General features: G+C 65.6%; 18 protein-coding genes. 3 read left to right on the top strand and 15 right to left on the bottom strand.

Annotation, left to right across the window (positions count from 1 at the left end):
• Nucleotide 1: 1 nt before the first annotated feature.
• Both HV742_RS02965 and HV742_RS02960 read right to left on the bottom strand, forming a co-directional pair.
• Complete coding sequence (locus tag HV742_RS02965) at nt 2-880, bottom strand: branched-chain amino acid ABC transporter permease (protein ID WP_059271393.1); 879 nt, start codon at nt 878-880, stop codon at nt 2-4.
• Entirely contained in the window at nt 880-1,677 is a 798-nt protein-coding gene (locus HV742_RS02960) for an ABC transporter ATP-binding protein (RefSeq protein WP_169538040.1), read from the bottom strand. Before HV742_RS02960 ends, HV742_RS02965 begins: the two co-directional genes overlap by 1 nt.
• Nucleotides 1,678-1,935: 258 nt before the next feature.
• Here HV742_RS02960 and HV742_RS02955 point away from each other — a divergent pair, with 258 nt between their 5' ends.
• Nucleotides 1,936-2,739, top strand: a complete 804-nt coding sequence (locus HV742_RS02955; protein ID WP_068953411.1) for an enoyl-CoA hydratase/isomerase family protein — start codon at nt 1,936-1,938, stop codon at nt 2,737-2,739.
• 9 nt (nt 2,740-2,748) lie between these two features.
• Here HV742_RS02955 and HV742_RS02950 read toward each other — a convergent pair whose 3' ends face one another.
• From HV742_RS02950 to uvrB, 12 genes are all read right to left on the bottom strand, one after another.
• Nucleotides 2,749-4,851, bottom strand: coding sequence for a TonB-dependent siderophore receptor (locus HV742_RS02950; protein WP_254600927.1), 2,103 nt, complete (start codon nt 4,849-4,851; stop codon nt 2,749-2,751).
• 220 nt (nt 4,852-5,071) lie between these two features.
• Nucleotides 5,072-5,962: a methylglyoxal synthase gene (locus tag HV742_RS02945; RefSeq protein ID WP_049073192.1), complete on the bottom strand. Its 891-nt coding sequence runs from the start codon at nt 5,960-5,962 to the stop codon at nt 5,072-5,074.
• Between the two features lie 102 nt (nt 5,963-6,064).
• Nucleotides 6,065-6,259, bottom strand: a complete 195-nt coding sequence (iscX, locus tag HV742_RS02940; protein WP_020928322.1) for a Fe-S cluster assembly protein IscX — start codon at nt 6,257-6,259, stop codon at nt 6,065-6,067.
• On the bottom strand, nt 6,259-6,600 hold the full coding sequence (gene fdx / locus HV742_RS02935) for an ISC system 2Fe-2S type ferredoxin (RefSeq protein ID WP_026384519.1): 342 nt from the start codon (nt 6,598-6,600) through the stop codon (nt 6,259-6,261). The genes iscX and fdx overlap by 1 nt, the downstream gene beginning before the upstream one ends.
• A 9-nt stretch (nt 6,601-6,609) precedes the next feature.
• Nucleotides 6,610-8,472, bottom strand: coding sequence for a Fe-S protein assembly chaperone HscA (gene hscA / locus HV742_RS02930; RefSeq protein ID WP_175144418.1), 1,863 nt, complete (start codon nt 8,470-8,472; stop codon nt 6,610-6,612).
• A gap of 66 nt (nt 8,473-8,538) precedes the next feature.
• Nucleotides 8,539-9,051 (bottom strand): Fe-S protein assembly co-chaperone HscB, encoded by a 513-nt coding sequence (gene hscB, locus HV742_RS02925; RefSeq protein ID WP_059271397.1) that lies wholly within the window; start codon nt 9,049-9,051, stop codon nt 8,539-8,541.
• A gap of 3 nt (nt 9,052-9,054) precedes the next feature.
• A complete protein-coding gene (iscA, locus tag HV742_RS02920; protein ID WP_006386172.1) occupies nt 9,055-9,378 on the bottom strand; it encodes an iron-sulfur cluster assembly protein IscA in 324 nt (107 codons plus the stop codon).
• Nucleotides 9,379-9,380: 2 nt separating this feature from the next.
• On the bottom strand, nt 9,381-9,785 hold the full coding sequence (iscU, locus tag HV742_RS02915; protein WP_006386173.1) for a Fe-S cluster assembly scaffold IscU: 405 nt from the start codon (nt 9,783-9,785) through the stop codon (nt 9,381-9,383).
• Nucleotides 9,786-9,818: 33 nt separating this feature from the next.
• Complete coding sequence (locus tag HV742_RS02910; RefSeq protein WP_049073188.1) at nt 9,819-11,030, bottom strand: IscS subfamily cysteine desulfurase; 1,212 nt, start codon at nt 11,028-11,030, stop codon at nt 9,819-9,821.
• An 18-nt stretch (nt 11,031-11,048) separates the two neighbouring features.
• The gene (iscR, locus tag HV742_RS02905; protein WP_049073187.1) at nt 11,049-11,594 is read right to left on the bottom strand and encodes a Fe-S cluster assembly transcriptional regulator IscR; all 546 of its coding nucleotides are present in this window, start codon (nt 11,592-11,594) and stop codon (nt 11,049-11,051) included.
• A gap of 194 nt (nt 11,595-11,788) precedes the next feature.
• Nucleotides 11,789-12,280, bottom strand: a complete 492-nt coding sequence (locus HV742_RS02900; protein ID WP_006386176.1) for a low molecular weight protein-tyrosine-phosphatase — start codon at nt 12,278-12,280, stop codon at nt 11,789-11,791.
• A 249-nt stretch (nt 12,281-12,529) separates the two neighbouring features.
• A complete protein-coding gene (uvrB, locus tag HV742_RS02895; protein WP_254600925.1) occupies nt 12,530-14,656 on the bottom strand; it encodes an excinuclease ABC subunit UvrB in 2,127 nt (708 codons plus the stop codon).
• 77 nt (nt 14,657-14,733) lie between these two features.
• On the opposite strand from uvrB, the gene HV742_RS02890 reads away from it, so the two are divergent.
• Both HV742_RS02890 and lexA read left to right on the top strand, forming a co-directional pair.
• The gene (locus HV742_RS02890; protein WP_049073186.1) at nt 14,734-15,933 is read left to right on the top strand and encodes an amino acid aminotransferase; all 1,200 of its coding nucleotides are present in this window, start codon (nt 14,734-14,736) and stop codon (nt 15,931-15,933) included.
• A 153-nt stretch (nt 15,934-16,086) separates the two neighbouring features.
• Entirely contained in the window at nt 16,087-16,737 is a 651-nt protein-coding gene (gene lexA, locus HV742_RS02885) for a transcriptional repressor LexA (RefSeq protein WP_049073185.1), read from the top strand.
• Nucleotides 16,738-16,851: 114 nt separating this feature from the next.
• Here the strand turns inward: lexA and lon are convergent, their stop codons facing one another.
• On the bottom strand, nt 16,852-19,302 hold the full coding sequence (lon, locus tag HV742_RS02880) for an endopeptidase La (RefSeq protein WP_006395870.1): 2,451 nt from the start codon (nt 19,300-19,302) through the stop codon (nt 16,852-16,854).
• Nucleotides 19,303-19,344 lie beyond the last annotated feature (42 nt).

Below are 19,344 nucleotides of genomic sequence, written 5' to 3'. Positions count from 1 at the left end.
GCTACAGCCTCTCGATTTCGCGCGTGCCGAACAGCCCGTAGGGCCGCATCATCAGCACCGCCACCAGCACCACGAAGGTCGCCAGCAGTTTGTATTCGCCGCCCAGGTAGGCGCCGGCCCAGGCCTCCAGCAGCCCGATGAAAATGCCTCCCACCAAGGCCCCCGCCACGCTGTCCAGCCCGCCCACGATCACCACCACCAGCACCGACAGACCGAACACGCCCATCGACGACGAGATGCCGCCGATCGCCCCCACGATCACCCCCGACACCGCCGCGATCGCGCCCGCCGCCGCCCACGACAGCGAAAACACCCGCGGCACGTTGATGCCCATCGCATACGCCGCCCCCTGGTCCGACGCGGTGGCGCGCAAGGCCACCCCGCCGCGCCAGTAGCGGAACACCGCCAGCACCAGCAGCACCAGCGCCAGCGCCACCCAGAAGCCGTAGAACACCTTGGGCGCGACAAACGCCTCGCCCACCATCACCGGCGCGCGCGGCATGAACTCCGGCAGGCGGCGCTGGTCCGCGGTCCAGATCAGTTCCACCACGCCCACCAGGATCGACGCCAGTCCCACGGTGATCATGAACACCGAGATCGGCGACTCGCCCAGCATCGGCCGGATCGTCAAACGTTCCACCAGCGCGCCCAGCGCGGCCGACAGCGCCACCGCCCCTGCGATCGCCGCCCACACCGGCCAGGCCATGCCGGCGGCAAACGCATAGAACACGTAGGCGCCCATCATCAGGAATTCGCCGATGGCGATGTTCACCACCCGCGTCGCCTTGTAGACGATCACGAACGCCAGCGCCGCCAGCGCGTACAGGCCGCCGCTGCCCAGCCCCGCCAGCGTCACCTCCAGGAAGAACAGGCCGTCCATCAGGCCGCCTCGCGCAGCCGCCGGCGCAGGTCGCCGACGTCGCCCGCGCCCAGATAGGCCTTGATGACCTCGGGATCGGCCTGCACCGCCGCCGGCGTGCCATCGGCGATCACCTGGCCGAAGTTCAGCACCACCACGTGGTCCGACAGGTCCATCACCATGCCCATGTCGTGCTCCACCATCAGCACCGTCACGCCCCACTCGGCGCGCGCATCGAGGATGAAGCGCGCCATGTCGTCGGTCTCCTCGCGGTTCATGCCCGCCACCGGCTCGTCCAGCATCAGCACCTTGGGCTGCATCGCCAGCGCCCGCGCCAGCTCCACCCGCTTGCGCAGCCCGTACGACAGCGCCGCCACCGGCGCATGGCGGATGTGGTCGATCTCCAGGAAGTCGATGATGCGTTCTTCGATATCGGCGCGCAGCGCCATCTCCTCGCGCCGCGCCCGGCCCAGGTACAGCAGCGCATCGAGCACATTGGTGCGCAGGTGGGCGTGGCGCCCCAGCTTGATGTTGTCCAGCACCGTCATGCCGCGGAACAGCGCGATGTTCTGGAAGCTGCGCGCCAGCCCCAGGCGGGCGCGCTCGGGCGCCGCCACGCGCGTGATGTCGCGGCCCAGGAAGCGGATGGTGCCCGCGGCAGGCCGGTAGAAACCCGAGATGGTGTTGAACAACGAGGTCTTGCCCGCGCCATTGGGGCCGATGACCGTGGTGATGGATCCCGGCGCGACGCGAAAGCCCACGCCCGTGAGCGCCTTGACCCCGCCGAACGCCAACGTGACCCCATCCACCTCCAGCAAGGGAGGGCTATCGGATTGATCCACCTTTGTCTCCTCGCTGTTGATCGCGAAGCTGTTTTTCTATTGGCGGTGAATCAGCGTAGCCCCGAGGCAGGCGATGCGGCGAACCTGTCTTTACCTACGCTGTACAGCGCCGGAAAATCGTTCTATGCGTTACGCTTGCGTGGCGGACGGCAACCGAGCAAGCGCTTGGTTCCGACCATAGCATCGTGGTTTTTGGATCGAAAGTTGGTATTTACCCGATAACGGAGACAAGCCATGAACCCACCCCTGCCCGTCTTTCCCACCCTGCTGCTGGAAGCCGGCGACGGCATCGCCACGCTGACGCTGAACCAGCCCGCCACGCTCAACGCCATCGACGTCGCCATGGCGCTGGATCTGCAACGCGCCGCCCAATGGCTCGAAACGCGCGCCGACATCCGTGTCGTGCTGCTGCGCGGCGCCGGCAAGGCCTTCTGCGCCGGCGGCGATATCACGCTGTTCGAAGGCGACGTCAACGCGGTGCGCGGCAAGCTGCTCGACCTGTTCACGCCCCTCAACGATTTCGTCGCGCACGTCGCGCGCATGGACAAGCTGTGGCTGGCGCAGATACACGGCGTCGCGGCCGGCGCCGGCCTGTCGCTGGTGCTGGCCTGCGACCTGGCCATCGCCGAGGCCGACACGCGCTTCATGACGGCCTACCTGAAGCTCGGCGCCACGCCCGATGCCGGCATGACGCATGGCCTGAACCGCCTGCTCGGCCCGCGCCGCGCGCTCGACCTGCTGCTGCGCCACGACGCCTTCAGCGCCGCCGATGCATTGGGCTGGGGCCTGCTCAACCGCGTCGCCGACGCCGGCCTGCTCGCGCAACAGGCGCAGGCCTATGCCAGTCAGCTCGCCAGCCACGCGCCGCACGGCATCGCCGGCGCCAAACACCTGCTGCGCAACGCCGCGCACGCCCCGCTGGAAACGCAGCTGGCCGAAGAAACCGCCTGCTTCCTGGAAACCGCGCGGCGCGAGGATTTCGCCGAAGGCGTGCGCGCCTTCCGTGAAAAACGCGCGCCGCGCTTCCAGGGCCGCTGACGCCCCGCGTCAGAACTTGTAGGTGACGCTGGCGACCGCGCTGCGGCGCGCGCCGTACCAGCAATCGCCCCGCGACAGGCACGTCGCCAGATAGGTCTTGTCGGTCAGGTTGTTGACGTTCAAGGCGTAGCGCCAGTGGGTGGTCTCGTACGCCATCATGGCGTCCACCAGCCACGCCGGCGCCAGCTTGGGCCCGTCGCCATCGCGGAACGACGCCATCCAGCGCGTGCCCGCGCCCACCGTGAAGCGTCCGTCCAGGTTGTCGAGCGCGAAACGGTAACGCCCCCACGCCGCGGCCTGGTGGCGCGGAATGCCCTCCAGCTTCGGATCCAGGTCGATGTAGTTGTAGTGTGCGATCACGTCGAACGACGACGTCACCTGGCCGCGCCATTCCAGCTCCAGGCCGCGCGTGCGCGTCTTGCCGGTCTGCACGTTGTTCAACGCCGCCGTCGGATCCGGCACCAGGCGGTTTTTCTCGCGCAGGTCGTAAACCGACGCCGTGGCCAGGTGGCCGCCGTCGGCGGACTGGTACTTGACGCCCGCCTCCCACTGCTTGCCGCGCAGCGGCTTGTACAGCTCGGGCACCGCGCCGTCGGGCGTGTTGCGCGTAGTGCCGGCCACCGGCGTGAATGACTCGCTGTAGCTGATGTACGGCGACCAGCCATTGCTGGCGGCATACATCAGGCCGAAGCGCTTGGTGGTGGCCTGAGCCTTGTCCGCCTCGCCACCCTCAAGCTGGCTGCGCGCGCGGTCATGCCGCAGGCCCGCCGTCACGATCCAGTGCTGACCGATCTTCATCTGGTCCTGCAGGTAGATGCCCGTCTGGCGCTGGTTGAACCTTGGCTCACCGGTCAGCTCGGGGATATAGCCATTGCCATACACCGGATCATAGGCGTCGATCGTATCCTTGCCGCTGCCGCTCTCGCGGTCTCGGCGATAGCGCGACCAGTCCAGCCCCAGCAGCAGCTTGTGCGTCACCGCGCCGGTGCTCACCTCGCCCGTCAGGTGCTGGTCCAGCGTGTCCATGCGCACCTTGGTGATGGTGTCATCGGCATAGCGGCCGATGATGCGCTGGTTGATCGGATCATCCGCCCAGCCGCCGGGCACCGAGAATGCATCCGCGTAGTGCGTGAAGTACGTCACCTTGTTGTTGGCGTGGCGGAACCCCTGGGTGAACGACCACTTGTCGTTGAACTGGTGCTCGAACAGCCAGCCGAAGCTGCGGCGCTCGGAATCGTAGCGGTCGTGGTCCGGTTCGCCGATGAAGCGATAGGTCGGAATCATGCCGTTCGGATTCGGCGTGCGCATGCCCGACCACGGCATGAACTGCGCGGTCGAACCCGACTTATCCTTCTGGTACAGCGCCTGCAGCGTCAACGACGTCGCCGCGCTCGGTCGCCAGGTCAGCGACGGCGCCACCAGCGTGCGGTCGTCCGGCACATGGTGCACCTGGGTATCAGCATCGCGCTGCAACGCCACCAGGCGGTACAGCCATTGGCCATCCTCGGTGACGGGCCCCGTCAGGTCGATCTGCGCCTGCTTGCGCCCATGGTTGCCCACCTGCACGCCGACCTCGCGCTGCGCCTCGGCCAACGGGCGCTTGCTGACCATGTTGATCAGGCCGCCGGTGCTGCCCTGGCCATACGTCATGGCCGCCGGCCCGCGCAGCACCTCGATGCGTTCCAGCATGTACGGATCGGGGCGGGTCGTGCTGGTGTAATAATCGAACGCCTGGCGCATGCCGTCCAGATAGACGTCGACGTCGGTCCCTCGCACCCGCACGCTGTCACTGCGCGAATCCAGCCCATACGCATCGGAACGTACCCCCGCCGCATAGCCGAGCGCCTCCTGCAGGCTGGTGGCGCCCTGGTCCACGATCTGGTCGCGCGGCACCACGGTGATCGACTGCGCCGTCTCGTTCAGCGGCGTATCCGTCTTGGTGGCCGTGGCCGAACGCGTGGCCGCGTAGCCCAGCACCGGGCTGGTCGCCGTCTCGGCGCTGCCTTCCACCTTGACCGACGGCAACGTGGTCGGTTCGACGGGCGCGGACTGCGCCGCCAGCGCGGCCGGCAGCAGGCTCAACGCCGCCGCCAGGCTGGCGCGGCGGGACATGGCAGGATCAAACATCGACGTGGCTCCCCTTGATGAATTTCGAAGAGCCAGATGTTAATGTTTCTCGTTATTGAAATGGTTCCTTTTCCCTACGAAAAGAAAGACTTCCCCTGTTTACAACAGACCGCCCACGGGCAGCGCCCCCAAGCGCTCCGTCCCATCAGGGAAAACGACAATAAAAAAAGCGCCCCAAAGGGCGCCCCGTCGGCATGCTACCGGCTCAACCGCGTCCGGCCCGCAACTCCACCGCCTTGGCCCAGCGCCGCGCCACCGACGGCGAGGTCGCGCACGTGGCCGACTCCGTCACCACGCGCACCGCGCGTTCCAGCAACTGGATGTCCGCCTCGTGCTGGCGCGCCACATGGGGATCCTCGAAGAAGATGACCCGCTGGCACTGGTGCTCCAGCACCAGTTCGGCGATCTGCGCATCGCCACCCAGCGGACCGCTCAGGTAGCGGTGTACCCACGGCGTGTCCTTGGGCCAGCCGCGCGACCACGCCAGTTCGTTCAGGCGGCCACCGGTGGTGCCGGTCGCCACGCGCCGCGCAAACTGCGACAGCACGTCGAAGTGCTCGGCCGCGAACGCCACCATCTCGTCCTTGAGCGCATCGTGTGCGATCAGCGCCAGCGTCTGGCCGGTGTAGTTGAACAGCCGCGACGCCGCCATGTCCGGCGCGAGGCCCGCATGCACGCGTTCGACCTCCATCCACTCGATGGCGCCGGCCAGCGTTGAAATGAAGGGACGGCCATGCGTGATGCACTGGCGCTTGAGCGCCAGCGCCTCGGGAAAGATCGACGACGGGTCCACCGGATCGATCAGGTAGATCGCGCCATCGAACGGCTCCTGGCCGTCGCGGCCCTCGGTCACGCGCGCCACCAGCTTCATCAACCCGCCTTCGCGGCCATACGGATAGCGGATCAGGCCGGAATAGCCTTGCAGCATGCCCTCGCGCACGATGGCATCGTGGGTGCGCCCCACGGTATGCAACTGCACGCCCAGTTCGCGGATGGTGGACGAACAGGCCCGCAGCCAGGTGAACAAGGCGGCGTCGGGCGATTCATGGTGCAGTCGGTTGGCGGCCAGGCCAAAGCGCAATTGGGCAGCGGGCATCGGTAGACTCGGATGGCAAGGACAACGAAAGAGTCTTGATGATACCCCGCCGCCCGCGCCCCCAATGCAAAAACGCTCCCGAAGGAGCGTTTCGCTGGAGGATCAGTCGGCCTCGTCGATCCAGGCCATCTGGATGGCCTCCAGGATCTTCTCGCCGCTGCGTTCCGGGTCGTCATTGAAACCGGGCAAGGCCAGCACCCATTCGCGCAACTGCGTGAAACGCAGCGTCTTGGGGTCGACGTCCGGATGGGCGTCCGCCAGCGCCTCGGCAATCTGGTAGGTATCGGTCCACTTCATCAATGGCCCTCTTTCGCGTGGTTGATGGTGTACTTGGGAATCTCGATCGTCAGATCGGCATCCTCGACCCGCGCCTGGCACGACAGGCGCGAGGTCGGCGTCAGGCCCCAGGCCTTGTCCAGCAGATCCTCTTCGTCGTCGGTCGCGTCTTCCAGCGACGAATAACCCTGCTTGACCACCACGTGACAGGTCGTACACGCGCACGACAGTTCGCAGGCATGCTCGATGTCGATGTGATTGTCCAGCAGGATGCGGCAGATCGACACGCCCTTGGGCGCGTCCTCGATCACGGCGCCCTCGGGGCAGTAGTCGGGATGAGGCAGTACGGTCAGTTTCGGCATAGCGTCTTATCAGGCGATTTCGTCAAGTTTGCGGCCGGCCAGCGCGGCGCGGATGCTGCGGTCCATGCGGCGCGCGGCGAATTCATCGGTCGCGGCCGACAAGTCCTCGACCGTGGCCTTCACCGCGTCCACGTCCTGCGCCTCCTGGGCGCGGGCGGCCGCCTGCAGGCATTCATCGACCCGTTGGCGTTCCTCGGCGTTCAGCAGGTCGCCGTCCACCGCCAGCGCGGCCTGCACCGATTCGACCAACTGACGCGCTTCCACCTGCTGCTCGCGCAGCATGCGGGCGCGGGCATCGTTGTCGGCCTGCGCCACGCTATCGGCCAGCATGCGCGCGACTTCGTCGTCGCTAAGGCCGTACGAAGGCTTGACCGACACCGCCGCTTCCACGCCCGTGCTCTGTTCACGCGCGGTCACGCTCAACAGCCCGTCGGCATCCACCTGGAACGTCACGCGGATGCGCGCGGCGCCCGCCACCATGGGCGGAATCCCCCGCAGCTCGAAGCGCGCCAGCGAACGGCAATCCGTCACCAGGTCGCGTTCGCCCTGCAGCACGTGGATGCTCATGGCCGTCTGGCCATCCTTGAACGTCGTGAATTCCTGCGCGCGCGCCACCGGGATGGTGCTGTTGCGCGGAATCACGCGCTCAACCAGCCCGCCCATGGTTTCCAGGCCGAGCGACAGCGGCGTCACGTCCAGCAGCAGCCAATCCTCGCCCGGCGCGCGGTTGCCGGCCAGCAGATTGGCCTGCAGCGCGGCGCCCAGCGCCACCACCTGATCCGGATCCAGATCCGTCAGCGGCTCGGTGCCGAACATCTCGCCCACCGCGGCGCGCACCACCGGCATGCGCGTGGCGCCGCCCACCATCACCACGCCGCGCACGTCGGCGGGTTTCAGCGCGGCGTCGCGCAGCGCCTGGCGCGCGCTATCCAGCGTGCGCTGCACCAGCGGCTGGGCCAGCGCCTCGAACTGCGCGCGGGTCAGCGTGTGATCGATCACCTGGCCATTGGCCAGCGTCAGATTCAGATTGGCTTCCTGCGCGTCCGACAGCGCCTCGCGCGCCGCGCGCGCCGCCATCAGCAGGCCGCGCCGGTCGGCGTGCGTCAGGTCGGTGGCGCCCGCGGCCGCCACCACGTCGTCGACGATGAGCGAATCGAAGTCATCGCCGCCCAGCGCGGTATCGCCGCCAGTCGAGATCACTTCGAACACGCCCTGCGTCAACCGCAGGATGGAAATATCGAACGTGCCGCCGCCCAGGTCATAAACAGCGTAAACGCCTTCGGCGGCATTATCCAGACCGTAGGCGATCGCCGCGGCGGTCGGCTCGTTCAAGAGGCGCAGCACGTTCAGGCCGGCCAGGCGCGCGGCGTCGCGGGTCGCCTGGCGCTGGGCGTCATCGAAATAGGCCGGCACCGTGATGACGGCGCCCACCAGGTCATCGCCCAGCACGTCCTCGGCGCGCTGGCGCAGCACCGCCAGGATCTGCGCCGACACTTCCACCGGGCTCAGGTCGCCCTGCGCGGTGCGGATGCGCACCATGCCGGGCGCGTCCACGAATTCGTACGGCGCGCGCGTGGCGCGCGCCTCTTCCAGCGAACGGCCCATGAAACGCTTGACCGACACCACCGTGTTCAACGGGTCTTCCGCTTGCTGCGCCAGCGGTTCGCGCCCCGTGGTGACCTTGCCGCCGGGGAAATAGCGCACCGCCGACGGCAGCAGCACGTGGCCCTGCGCATCAGGCAGTACCTCGGCGACGCTACTGCGCACGGCGGCAACCAGGGAATTGGTGGTGCCCAGGTCGATCCCCACCGCCAGCTTGCGCTGGTGCGGCGCGGGCGATTCGCCGGGCTCGGAAATCTGCAATAAGGCCATGATTGTTTTTTCTACTCAGTAGGCGGCGAAGTCCGGGCGCCCCGCGCGCCGGGCCATCCTGGGGGACTAGGAATCGGGATGGGCCTGTGCCAGCTCCTGCGCCAGCTTCTCCACGAACATCCATTCCCGCACCTTGAGACCCGCCGCGGCGTAGTCGCGCTGTTCGTCCAGCAGGCGCGTCAACGCGACGCGCATCTGCTGCCGGGCATCCTCCAGCTCGGTCCGCAGCTCGGCCAGCACGCCGGCGTCATTGCGCGCGTCGTCCATCATTTCGCGCCAGGTCATCTGCTGCATCAGGAAAGCCGTGTCCATCGACGTGTTGCTCTCGGTCTGCAGATCCACGCCGGCCTGCTCGCACAGATAGCGCGCCCGCAACAGCGGATCGCGCAACTGGCGGTAGGCCTCATTGGCGCGCGCCGCCCACTGCATGGCCACGCGGCGTTCCGCGGGACTGGCGGTGGCAAAGCGGTCGGGATGCACCTGCGCGGCGACGGTGCGCCACGCCGATTCCAGCGCCTGGGCGTCCAGGTCGAAGCGTGCCGGCAAGCCGAACAGGCTGAAGTGATCGTCTCCAGCCAAGACTTACACCGTGAACGACTCGCCGCAGCCGCAGGTCGCCTTCTCGTTGGGGTTGCGGAACTTGAAACCTTCGTTCAGGCCTTCGCGGGCGTAGTCCAGCTCGGTGCCATCCAGGTAGGCCAGGCTCTTGGGATCGACGAACACCTTCACGCCGAAGCTCTCGAACACCTGGTCTTCGGGCGCCGCGTCGTCCACATACTCCAGCTTGTAGGCCATGCCGGAACAACCCGTCGTCCTAACGCCGAGGCGCAAGCCGATCCCCTTGCCGCGCTTTTGCAAGTAGCGGCCGATGTGGGTGGCAGCCTGTTGGGTCAGGGTAACGGACATGTTCAGCTCGCAACAGCTTCGGCCGGAACCGAATGCTTTTCCTTGTAGTTCTGCACGGCGGCCTTGATCGCGTCTTCGGCCAGGATCGAGCAGTGCACCTTCACGGGCGGCAGGGCCAGTTCTTCGGCGATCTGCGTGTTACGGATGTTCATGGCTTCGTCCAGCGTCTTGCCCTTGACCCACTCGGTCACGAGCGAGCTGGAGGCAATGGCCGAGCCACAGCCGTAGGTCTTGAAGCGCGCGTCCTCGATGACGCCGGCTTCGTTCACCTTGATCTGCAGCTTCATGACGTCGCCACAGGCCGGCGCGCCGACCATGCCGGTGCCCACCGAGTCGTCCGACTTGTCGAACGAGCCGACGTTGCGGGGGTTTTCGTAGTGATCCAGGACTTTGGTGCTGTAAGACATGTTAGTTCTCCACGTATTCTTTGGCGCGGGCGCTCAGTGCGCGGCCCACTGCACGGTATTCAGATCGATGCCTTCCTTGGCCATTTCCCACAGCGGCGACATATCGCGCAGCTTGCCGACACGGCTCTTGAGCAGTTCGATGGTGTAGTCGACTTCCTGCTCGGTGGTGAAGCGGCCCAGCGTGAAGCGGATCGAGCTGTGCGCCAGCTCGTCGTTGCGGCCCAGGGCGCGCAGCACGTAGGAAGGTTCCAGGCTGGCCGAGGTGCAGGCCGAACCGCTGGACACGGCCAGTTCCTTGATCGCCATGATCAGGGACTCGCCTTCGACATAGTTGAAACTGACGTTCAGGTTGTGCGGCACGCGCTGGTCCATGTCGCCGTTGAGGTAGACCTCTTCGATCTGCGACAGGCCAGCCCAGAGGCGATCACGCAGCATGCGGATGCGCTCGTTCTCGGTGCCCATTTCCTCGCGCGCCAGGCGGAAGGCTTCGCCCATGCCGACGATCTGGTGCGTGGCCAGGGTGCCCGAGCGGAAACCGCGCTCGTGGCCACCGCCATGCATCTGCGCCTCGATGCGCACACGCGGCTTGCGGCGCACGTACAGCGCGCCGATGCCCTTGGGGCCGTAAGTCTTGTGGGCCGAGAACGACATCAGGTCGACCTTCAGCTTCTGCAGGTCGATCTCGACCTTGCCGGTGGCCTGCGCGGCATCGACGTGGAAGATGATGCCCTTCTCGCGGCAGATCTCGCCCAGGGTTTCGATGTCCTGGATGACGCCGATTTCGTTGTTCACCATCATCACCGATACCAGCACGGTGTCGGGACGCAGCGCCGCCTTGAACACGTCCAGGTCGATCAGGCCGTTATCCTTGACGTCCAGGTAGGTCACCTCGAAGCCCTGGCGCTCCAGTTCACGACAGGTGTCGAGCACGGCCTTGTGTTCAGTCTTGATGGTGATGATGTGCTTGCCACGCTCGGCGTAGAAGTTGGCCGCGCCCTTGATGGCAAGGTTGTCCGACTCGGTGGCGCCGGAGGTCCAGACGATTTCACGCGGATCCGCGTTCACCAGCTTGGCGACTTCCTCGCGGGCGCGTTCGACGGCCTCCTCGGCTTCCCAGCCGAACGAGTGACTGCGCGACGCGGGATTGCCGAAGCTCTCGTACAGCCAGGGGATCATTTTTTCGACGACGCGCGGGTCGACGGGGGTCGTGGCCGAGTAATCCAGATAGATCGGACGGGTGGTCATTTCTACAACTCCTACTGCTTATACGGTGGCATTGGCCGCGACGGTGGTGGTCGGGGCGTTGGCGGCGGTATTGTTGGCGCCTCCCACCCGGTTCACTCGCACCGCGCAGGCCTGCGCTTGATTGTTGGCTTCCTGCAATTGGCGCACACGCTGCTGATCGACCAGATCCTGCAGCGACACCGAATCCAGGTAATCGACCATCTTGCGATTCAATGTGGCCCAGAGCTCATGCGTCATGCACTTGCCAGGCTTGCCGTCGTTGCCGCTCGTACAGTCCCGTTTGCCGCCGCAGCTGGTGGCATCCAGGGGTTCGTCGACGGCGAAGATGATGTCGGCCACGGTCACGTTTCGCGCCAGACGGGCGAGCGAGTAACCGCCGCCGGGGCCGCGCACGCTGTCCACGAGTTCGTGGCGGCGCAGTTTCCCGAACAGCTGTTCCAGGTAGGAAAGCGAAATATTCTGACGCTGGCTGATGGCCGCAAGAGTGACCGGGCCGCTATGCTGCCGCATAGCCAGATCGATCATGGCAGTCACGGCGAAACGCCCTTTGGTAGTTAGCCGCATGGTGAATTCCCTGTGATTCGGCAATGGCCGTCGGCGAATCCGGCGGTCAATACCCGAGTAATTGGCTCAAGTATAGCAAATTCCCGAGTAATTTGGTATGGCTCCCGGCTAGAAAAAACCGCGCTGTCGCGCGGTTCTTTTCACTGCCAATTCGCCAGGCGTCCCGCAGGACGCCCCGGCACACCGGAGACCTCTCAGGCCGCCTGGTATTGGGTAGCGCGCTTGCGGACCAGCTCGAGCACGCCCTGACAGGCATCTTCGAGATAATCCAGCACCTTGCCGAAGCCATCGGCGCCGCCGTAGTACGGGTCGGGCACGGTGGCCTCCTCGAACTCATTGGCGAAGCGCATCAGCAGCATCAACTTGTGCTGATAGGCCTTGGGGCACTGTTGCTGCATGGCGGACAGGTTGTCCCAGTCCATGGCGAGGATGAGGTCGAAGTCGCGGAAGTCTTCCGCGGTGACCTGACGGGCCTCACAGTGCGTGATCTCGTAGCCGCGCTTGCGCGCTGCGGCCTGCGCCCGGGCATCAGGCGCCTCGCCGATGTGAAACGCGTGCGTGCCCGCGGAGTCGATGCGAACCACATCGCCCAAACCCGCGTCGTTCACCAAATGGCGAAACACGCCCTCTGCGCTCGGCGAGCGACAGATATTGCCCATGCAAACGAAAAGTACCTTGGTCATCATGGGAGTAAGTGTGCGGGAAAACCCGAGATAAGGCAAGCTTTTTTTGCTCCCGGGCACACCGTTTCGCATCAATACGTCCCCTAAAATATTCCCTATAAATCAAATAGTTGAAAGCTATATTTAAGGTTATGCAAGAGACCGCCGACCGAATGCTTGTGCAAATTTCACGCCCACTTCGGCGACACTTCGCGCCAACCTGCAATTCAGCAGCCCGTCAGCGAAAAGATACATTCAGATAAGCATCGACCTTCATACCGCGCCATCCAACAGCACCCGTTGCTTGAGGGCCGTCAAGGCATCGCGGGCGGCCGCGGCCTGTTCGAATTCGAGGTTGCGGGCGTGGTCCATCATCAACTTTTCCAGGCGCTTGATCTCGCGCGCCAGGGCCTTTTCGTCCTTCAGCAATTCGGCCGGCACCGCGGCTTCCAGCGCGTCGTGCTGCACCGGCGCGACGATGCCGTCGATCAGCTCGCGCACCGCCTTCTGCACTCCCCGCGCGGTAATGCCATGGTCGGCATTGAACTGCAGCTGCTTGGCGCGGCGCCGGCTGGTTTCTTCCATGGCGCGCTGCATCGAGTCGGTGATGCGGTCGGCATACAGGATGGCGTGGCCGTTCAGGTTGCGCGCCGCCCGGCCAATGGTCTGGATCAGGCTGCGCTCGGAGCGCAGGAAGCCTTCCTTGTCGGCATCCAGGATGGCCACCAGCGACACTTCCGGGATATCCAGTCCTTCGCGCAGCAGGTTGATGCCCACCAGCACGTCGAACGTACCCAGGCGCAGGTCGCGGATGATTTCCACCCGTTCCACCGTGTCAATGTCCGAGTGCAGGTAGCGCACCCGCACCCCGTGCTCGGTCAGGAAGTCGGTCAGGTCCTCGGCCATGCGCTTGGTCAGCGTGGTGACCAGCACCCGCTCCCCCTGGCTGGTGCGCGCCTTGATCTGCCCCAGCAGGTCATCGACCTGGGTGCGTGCCGGCAGCACCTCCACGATCGGATCGACCAGGCCGGTGGGGCGCACCACCTGCTCGACCACGTTGTCGGCATGCTCCTTTTCGTACGCCGCCGGCGTGGCCGAGACGAACACGCACTGGCGCATGCGGGCCTCGAATTCCTCGAGCTTGAGCGGCCGGTTGTCCAGCGCCGATGGCAGCCGGAAGCCATACTGCACCAGGGTTTCCTTGCGCGAGCGGTCACCCCGGTACATGGCGCTGAGCTGGCCGATGGTGACGTGGCTCTCGTCGATGAACATCAGCGCATCGGCCGGCAGATAGTCGATCAGCGTGGGCGGCGGCTCCCCCGGCGCGGCGCCGGAGAGGTGGCGCGAGTAGTTCTCGATGCCCTTGCAGAATCCCAGTTCCTGCAGCATTTCCAGGTCGAAGCGGGTGCGCTGCTCAAGGCGCTGGGCCTCGACCAGGTGGCCGTCGTCGACGAAGCGCTTGGTGCGCTCGCGCAGCTCTTCCTTGATGGTCTCGATGGCGCGCAGCACGGTGTCGCGCGGCGTCACGTAGTGCGAACCGGGGTAAACGGTGAAGCGCGGCAACTTCTGGCGGATGCGGCCGGTCAGCGGATCGAACAGCTCAAGGCTTTCGATTTCGTCATCGAACAGCGTCAGGCGCAGGGCCAGCTCGGCGCTTTCCGCCGGGAAGATGTCGATGGTCTCGCCGCGCACGCGGAACACGCCGCGCGTGAATTCGGCGTCGTTGCGCGTGTACTGCATGGCCACCAGCCGCGCCAGGATCTCGCGCCGCGAAATCTGGTCGCCGGCGCGCAGGATCAGCACCATCGCGTGGTAGTCGCCGGGGTTGCCGATACCGTAGATGCACGACACGGTGCCGACGATGATGGTGTCGCGCCGTTCCAGCAGGCTCTTGGTGGCCGACAGGCGCATCTGCTCGATGTGCTCGTTGATCGACGAGTCCTTTTCAATGAACAGGTCGCGCGTCGGCACGTAGGCTTCGGGCTGGTAGTAGTCGTAGTACGAGACGAAGTACTCCACCGCGTTCTTGGGAAAGAACTCGCGCATTTCCGCGTACAGCTGCGCGGCCAGCGTCTTGTTGGGCGCCAGCACCAGCGCCGGCCGCCCCAGCTGGGCGATGACGTTGGCCATGGTGTAGGTCTTGCCCGAGCCGGTCACGCCCAGCAGCGTCTGGTACATCAGGCCGTCCTGCACGCCCTGGACCAATCCATCAATGGCGCCCGGCTGGTCGCCGGCGGGCGGATAGGGTTGGTACAGGTGGAACGGGCTGCCGGGGTAATCGACGTACCCCGGGCCGGGGGCCGCCGCGGCAGAGCCAGGGGCCGCATCGGCCGCCCCGTCGGTGACGGAGCCAACGGCTGCGGCACCCGCCGCGCTCGGGTCTATTGCGCTCTTAGGCATGCTAGACTGTTCCCAGGGTAAACCCCCCATTATCCACAGCACTTCCGACTGCGTCCACTCACCCTCAGCAGAGTCCCATGAGCACCCTTTTCGATTCCGTCGAACTCGCGCCGCGCGACCCCATTCTTGGTCTGAACGAACAATACAACGCGGACACCCGCCCCGGTAAAGTCAATCTGGGCGTGGGCGTGTACTACGACGACCAGGGTCGCATTCCCCTGCTGGGTGCCGTGCGCAAGGCGGAAATCGCCCGCATCGAGGCCGCCGCCGCTCGCGGCTACCTGCCGATCGAAGGCATCGCCGGCTACAACCAGGGCGCGCAAGCCCTGCTGATCGGCAAGGATTCCCCGCTGGCCGCCGCTGGCCGCGTCCTGACCACCCAGGCCCTGGGCGGCACCGGCGCGCTCAAGATCGGCGCCGACTTCCTGCGCCAGCTGCTGCCGACCTCCAAGGTCCTGATCAGCGATCCCAGCTGGGAAAACCACCGCGCGCTGTTCGAACGCGCCGGGTTCGAAGTCGGCACCTACGCCTACTACGATGCCGCCACCCGCGGCCTGAACTTCGACGGCATGCTGGCCGCCCTGAAGGCCGCGCCGGCCAACACCGTGGTCGTGCTGCACGCCTGCTGCCACAACCCCACCGGCGTCGATCCCACCTTCGACCAATGGAAGCAGATCGCCGCGGTCGTCAAGGAAAACAAGCTGGTGCCCTTCCTGGACATCGCCTACCAGGGCTTCGGCGAAGGCCTGCGCGAAGACGCCGCGGTCGTGCGCCTGTTCGCCGACCTCGACCTGACCATGTTCATCAGCTCGTCGTTCTCGAAGTCGTTCTCGCTGTACGGCGAGCGCGTCGGCGCCCTGACGGTCGTGGCTGGCAGCAAAGACGAAGCCACCCGCGTGCTGAGCCAGCTCAAGCGCGTCATCCGCACCAACTACTCCAACCCGCCCACCCACGGCGGCACGATCGTCTCCACGGTGCTGAACTCGCCCGAGCTGTTCGCCATGTGGGAAGAAGAACTCGGCGCCATGCGCGACCGCATCCGCCTGATGCGCAAGCAATTGGTCGAGAAAATCAAGGAACACGGCGGCAAGCAGGACTTCAGCTTCGTGCTGCAGCAGCGCGGCATGTTCTCGTACTCGGGCCTGACCTCGGCCCAGGTCGACCGCCTGCGCGAAGAGCACGGCGTCTACGCCGTCTCCAGCGGCCGCATCTGCGTCGCCGCGCTCAACAGCGGCAACATCGACCAGGTGGCCAAGGGCATCGCCGCGGTGCTGTAAGCCCCCCCCGGCAACAGCCTCCAACGGGACCTTCGGGTCCCGTTTTCATTGCCTGTCACAAAACCATGTCCGCTCAACGCTTGCATTTTTGCGTTATGTCCCCCAGAATGCCGCTGTATATATGTACAGTCCGATTCCAAACGGATCACCGCCATGGCCAGCAAACTCACTGATCGTCAACAGCAAATCCTGGACCTCATCCGGCAAACCGTCGCGCGCACCGGCTTTCCGCCCACCCGCGCCGAGATCGCCCAGGCATTGGGGTTCCGCTCGCCCAACGCGGCTGAAGACCATCTGAAGGCCCTGGCGCGCAAGGGGGCCATCGAGCTCACCGCCGGCGCTTCGCGCGGCATCCGCCTGAAGGATGCCTCGCCCGCGCAGACCCAGGCGCCGCTGCCCCTGCCCGGCCTGGCGCAGTTGCTGCTGCCGCTGGTCGGCCGCGTGGCCGCCGGCAGCCCGATCCTGGCGGCAGAACATGTCGAACGCGAAATCGGTGTCGACCCCGGCCTCTTCGCCCAGGCGCCCGACTACCTGCTCAAGGTGCGCGGCATGAGCATGCGTGACGCCGGCATCCTCGAAGGCGATCTGCTGGCCGTCAAAAAGGCGTCCGAGGCCCGCAACGGCCAGATCGTGGTTGCCCGCCTGGGCGACGACGTCACCGTCAAGCGCCTGCAGCGCCAGAACGGCCGCGTTGAACTGCTGCCCGAGAATCCTGACTTCAACGTCATCGTGGTCGAGGCAGACCAGGAATTCGCGCTGGAAGGCATCGCGGTCGGCCTGATCCGTCCGCACGCGCTGCACTGATCCGCCGCTTCCCTACAGGCGCGCGCCCCTCGACGGCCGCGCCAAAAAAGAAACCCCGCGCAAGCGGGGTTTCTTTCATTGGGCATCCCTTGCGGGACGCCCCGGGGCCAGGCATCAGTGCTTGAGCACGGGATCCGTCGAACCCGGCTCGGCCGGCTTGGCGACCAGCGGTTCCTTGACCGCTTCGTCTTCAGCCAGCGGCTCCGGCAGGCGTTCCAGGGCCAGTTCCAGCACCTTGTCGATCCAGCGGACCGGCACGATCTCGAGATGGTTCTTGACGTTGTCCGGGATCTCCGCCAAATCCTTGACGTTTTCTTCCGGGATCAAGACCGTCTTGATACCACCGCGATGGGCGGCCAGCAGCTTCTCCTTCAGGCCGCCGATCGGCAGGACTTCGCCACGCAGCGTGATCTCGCCGGTCATGGCGACGTCGGCGCGCACCGGGATGCGCGACAGGGCCGACACCATGGCCGTGGTGATCGCGATACCGGCGGACGGACCGTCCTTGGGCGTCGCGCCTTCCGGCACGTGCACGTGCATGTCGTGCTTCTCGAACACGCTGTCGGCAAAGCCCAGGCGACGCGCCCGCGAGCGCACCACCGTGCGGGCCGCCTCGACCGATTCCTTCATCACGTCGCCCAGCGAACCGGTGCGTTGGATCACGCCCTTGCCGGGCATGTCCGCCACTTCGATCGTGAGCAGGTCGCCACCGACTTCCGTCCAGGCCAGGCCGGTCACCTGACCGATCTGGTTTTCCTTTTCGGCCATGCCGAAGGTGTAGCGGCGCACGCCGAGGTAATCGCTGAGGTTGTCGCCCGTGACGTTGACCGGCTTGAGTTCGAAGGTCTTGCCTTCGGCCTTGGCGCGGTCGCTCTGGGTCAGCAGCTGCTTGATCACCTTGCGGCAGATCTTGCCCACTTCGCGTTCGAGCGCACGCACGCCGGCTTCGCGGGTGTAGTAGCGCACGATGTCGCGCAGCGCGCTGTCATCGACGGTCAGCTCGGTATCCTTGACGCCGTTGTTCTTCATCAGCTTGGGCAGCAGATGGTCGCGGGCGATGTGGATCTTTTCTTCCTCGGTGTAGCCCGACAGACGGATCACTTCCATCCGGTCCAGCAGGGCCGGCGGAATGTTCAGCGTGTTGCTGGTGGCCACGAACATGACGTCCGACAGGTCGAAGTCGACTTCGATGTAGTGGTCCTGGAACGTGTGATTCTGTTCCGGGTCCAGCACCTCGAGCAGCGCCGACGAGGGATCGCCGCGGAAATCCATGCCCAGCTTGTCGATTTCATCGAGCAGGAACAGGGGATTGCGCACGCCGACCTTCGACATGTTCTGGACGATCTTGCCGGGCATCGAACCGATGTAGGTACGACGGTGGCCGCGGATCTCGGCTTCGTCGCGCACGCCGCCCAGGGCCATGCGCACGAACTTGCGGTTCGTGGCCTTGGCGATGGACTGGCCCAGCGAGGTCTTGCCGACCCCCGGAGGACCGACCAGGCACAGGATCGGCGCCTTGACCTTGTCCACGCGCTGCTGCACGGCGAGATATTCGAGGATGCGTTCCTTCACCTTCTCCAGGCCGTAGTGGTCGTTGTCGAGCACGGTCTCGGCGTTGGAGATGGAGTTGTTGATCTTGCTCTTCTTCCTCCAGGGGAGGTTGATGAGCGTATCGATGTAGTTGCGCACCACGGTGGCTTCGGCCGACATGGGCGACATGAGCTTGAGCTTCTTGAGCTCGGCATCGGCCTTCTTGCGCGCCTCCTTGGGCATGTGCGCGGCGATGATCTTCTTTTCGAGCTCCTCGATGTCGGCGCCCTCTTCGCCTTCGCCCAACTCCTTCTGAATGGCCTTGACCTGCTCATTCAGGTAGTAGTCGCGCTGGCTCTTTTCCATCTGCTTCTTCACGCGGCCGCGGATCCGCTTCTCGACCTGGAGGATGTCGATTTCGGTTTCCAGCTGCGTGAGCAGGCCTTCGAGGCGCTCGGAGGTGCCGACGATCTCGAGCATCTTCTGCTTCTGCTCGAGTTTCAGCGGAAGATGCGCGGCGATCGTGTCGGCCAGGCGGCCGGCGTCATCGATGCCGGCGAGCGAGGTCAGGATCTCCGGGGGGATCTTCTTGTTGAGTTTTACGTATTGCTCGAACTGGGCGACGATCGCGCGGCGCAGGGCCTCGGTCTCGGAGCCCTGGACGGCGTCCGGCTCGATCGGGGTGACCTGGCAGGTGAAGTGCGAATCGGCGTCTTCGATGCTGTTGATGCGGGCGCGCTGGGTACCCTCGACCAGCACCTTGACGGTGCCATCGGGCAGCTTGAGCATCTGCAGGATGCCGGCGACGCAGCCGATCTCGTAGACGTCTTCAGGGGTGGGATCATCCTTGCCGGCGGATTTTTGGGCCACTAGCATGATGCTCTTGCCCGCTTCCATCGCAACCTCGAGCGCGCGGATAGAGCGCGGACGGCCGACGAACAGCGGGATGACCATGTGCGGGAACACCACGACGTCGCGCAGTGGCAGCAGGGGGAGGTCGATCGGGTCGGAAGGCAGGGTCTGGCTGGCAGACATAGGAGGTTCCTCGGTATGACTCGGCGTATCGGGGACAGGATG

Source organism: Achromobacter ruhlandii, from assembly GCF_902859695.1.
GTDB classification, from domain to species: Bacteria; Pseudomonadota; Gammaproteobacteria; order Burkholderiales; family Burkholderiaceae_B; genus Achromobacter; species Achromobacter ruhlandii.
This window is presented reverse-complemented; position numbering and strand designations above follow the sequence as displayed.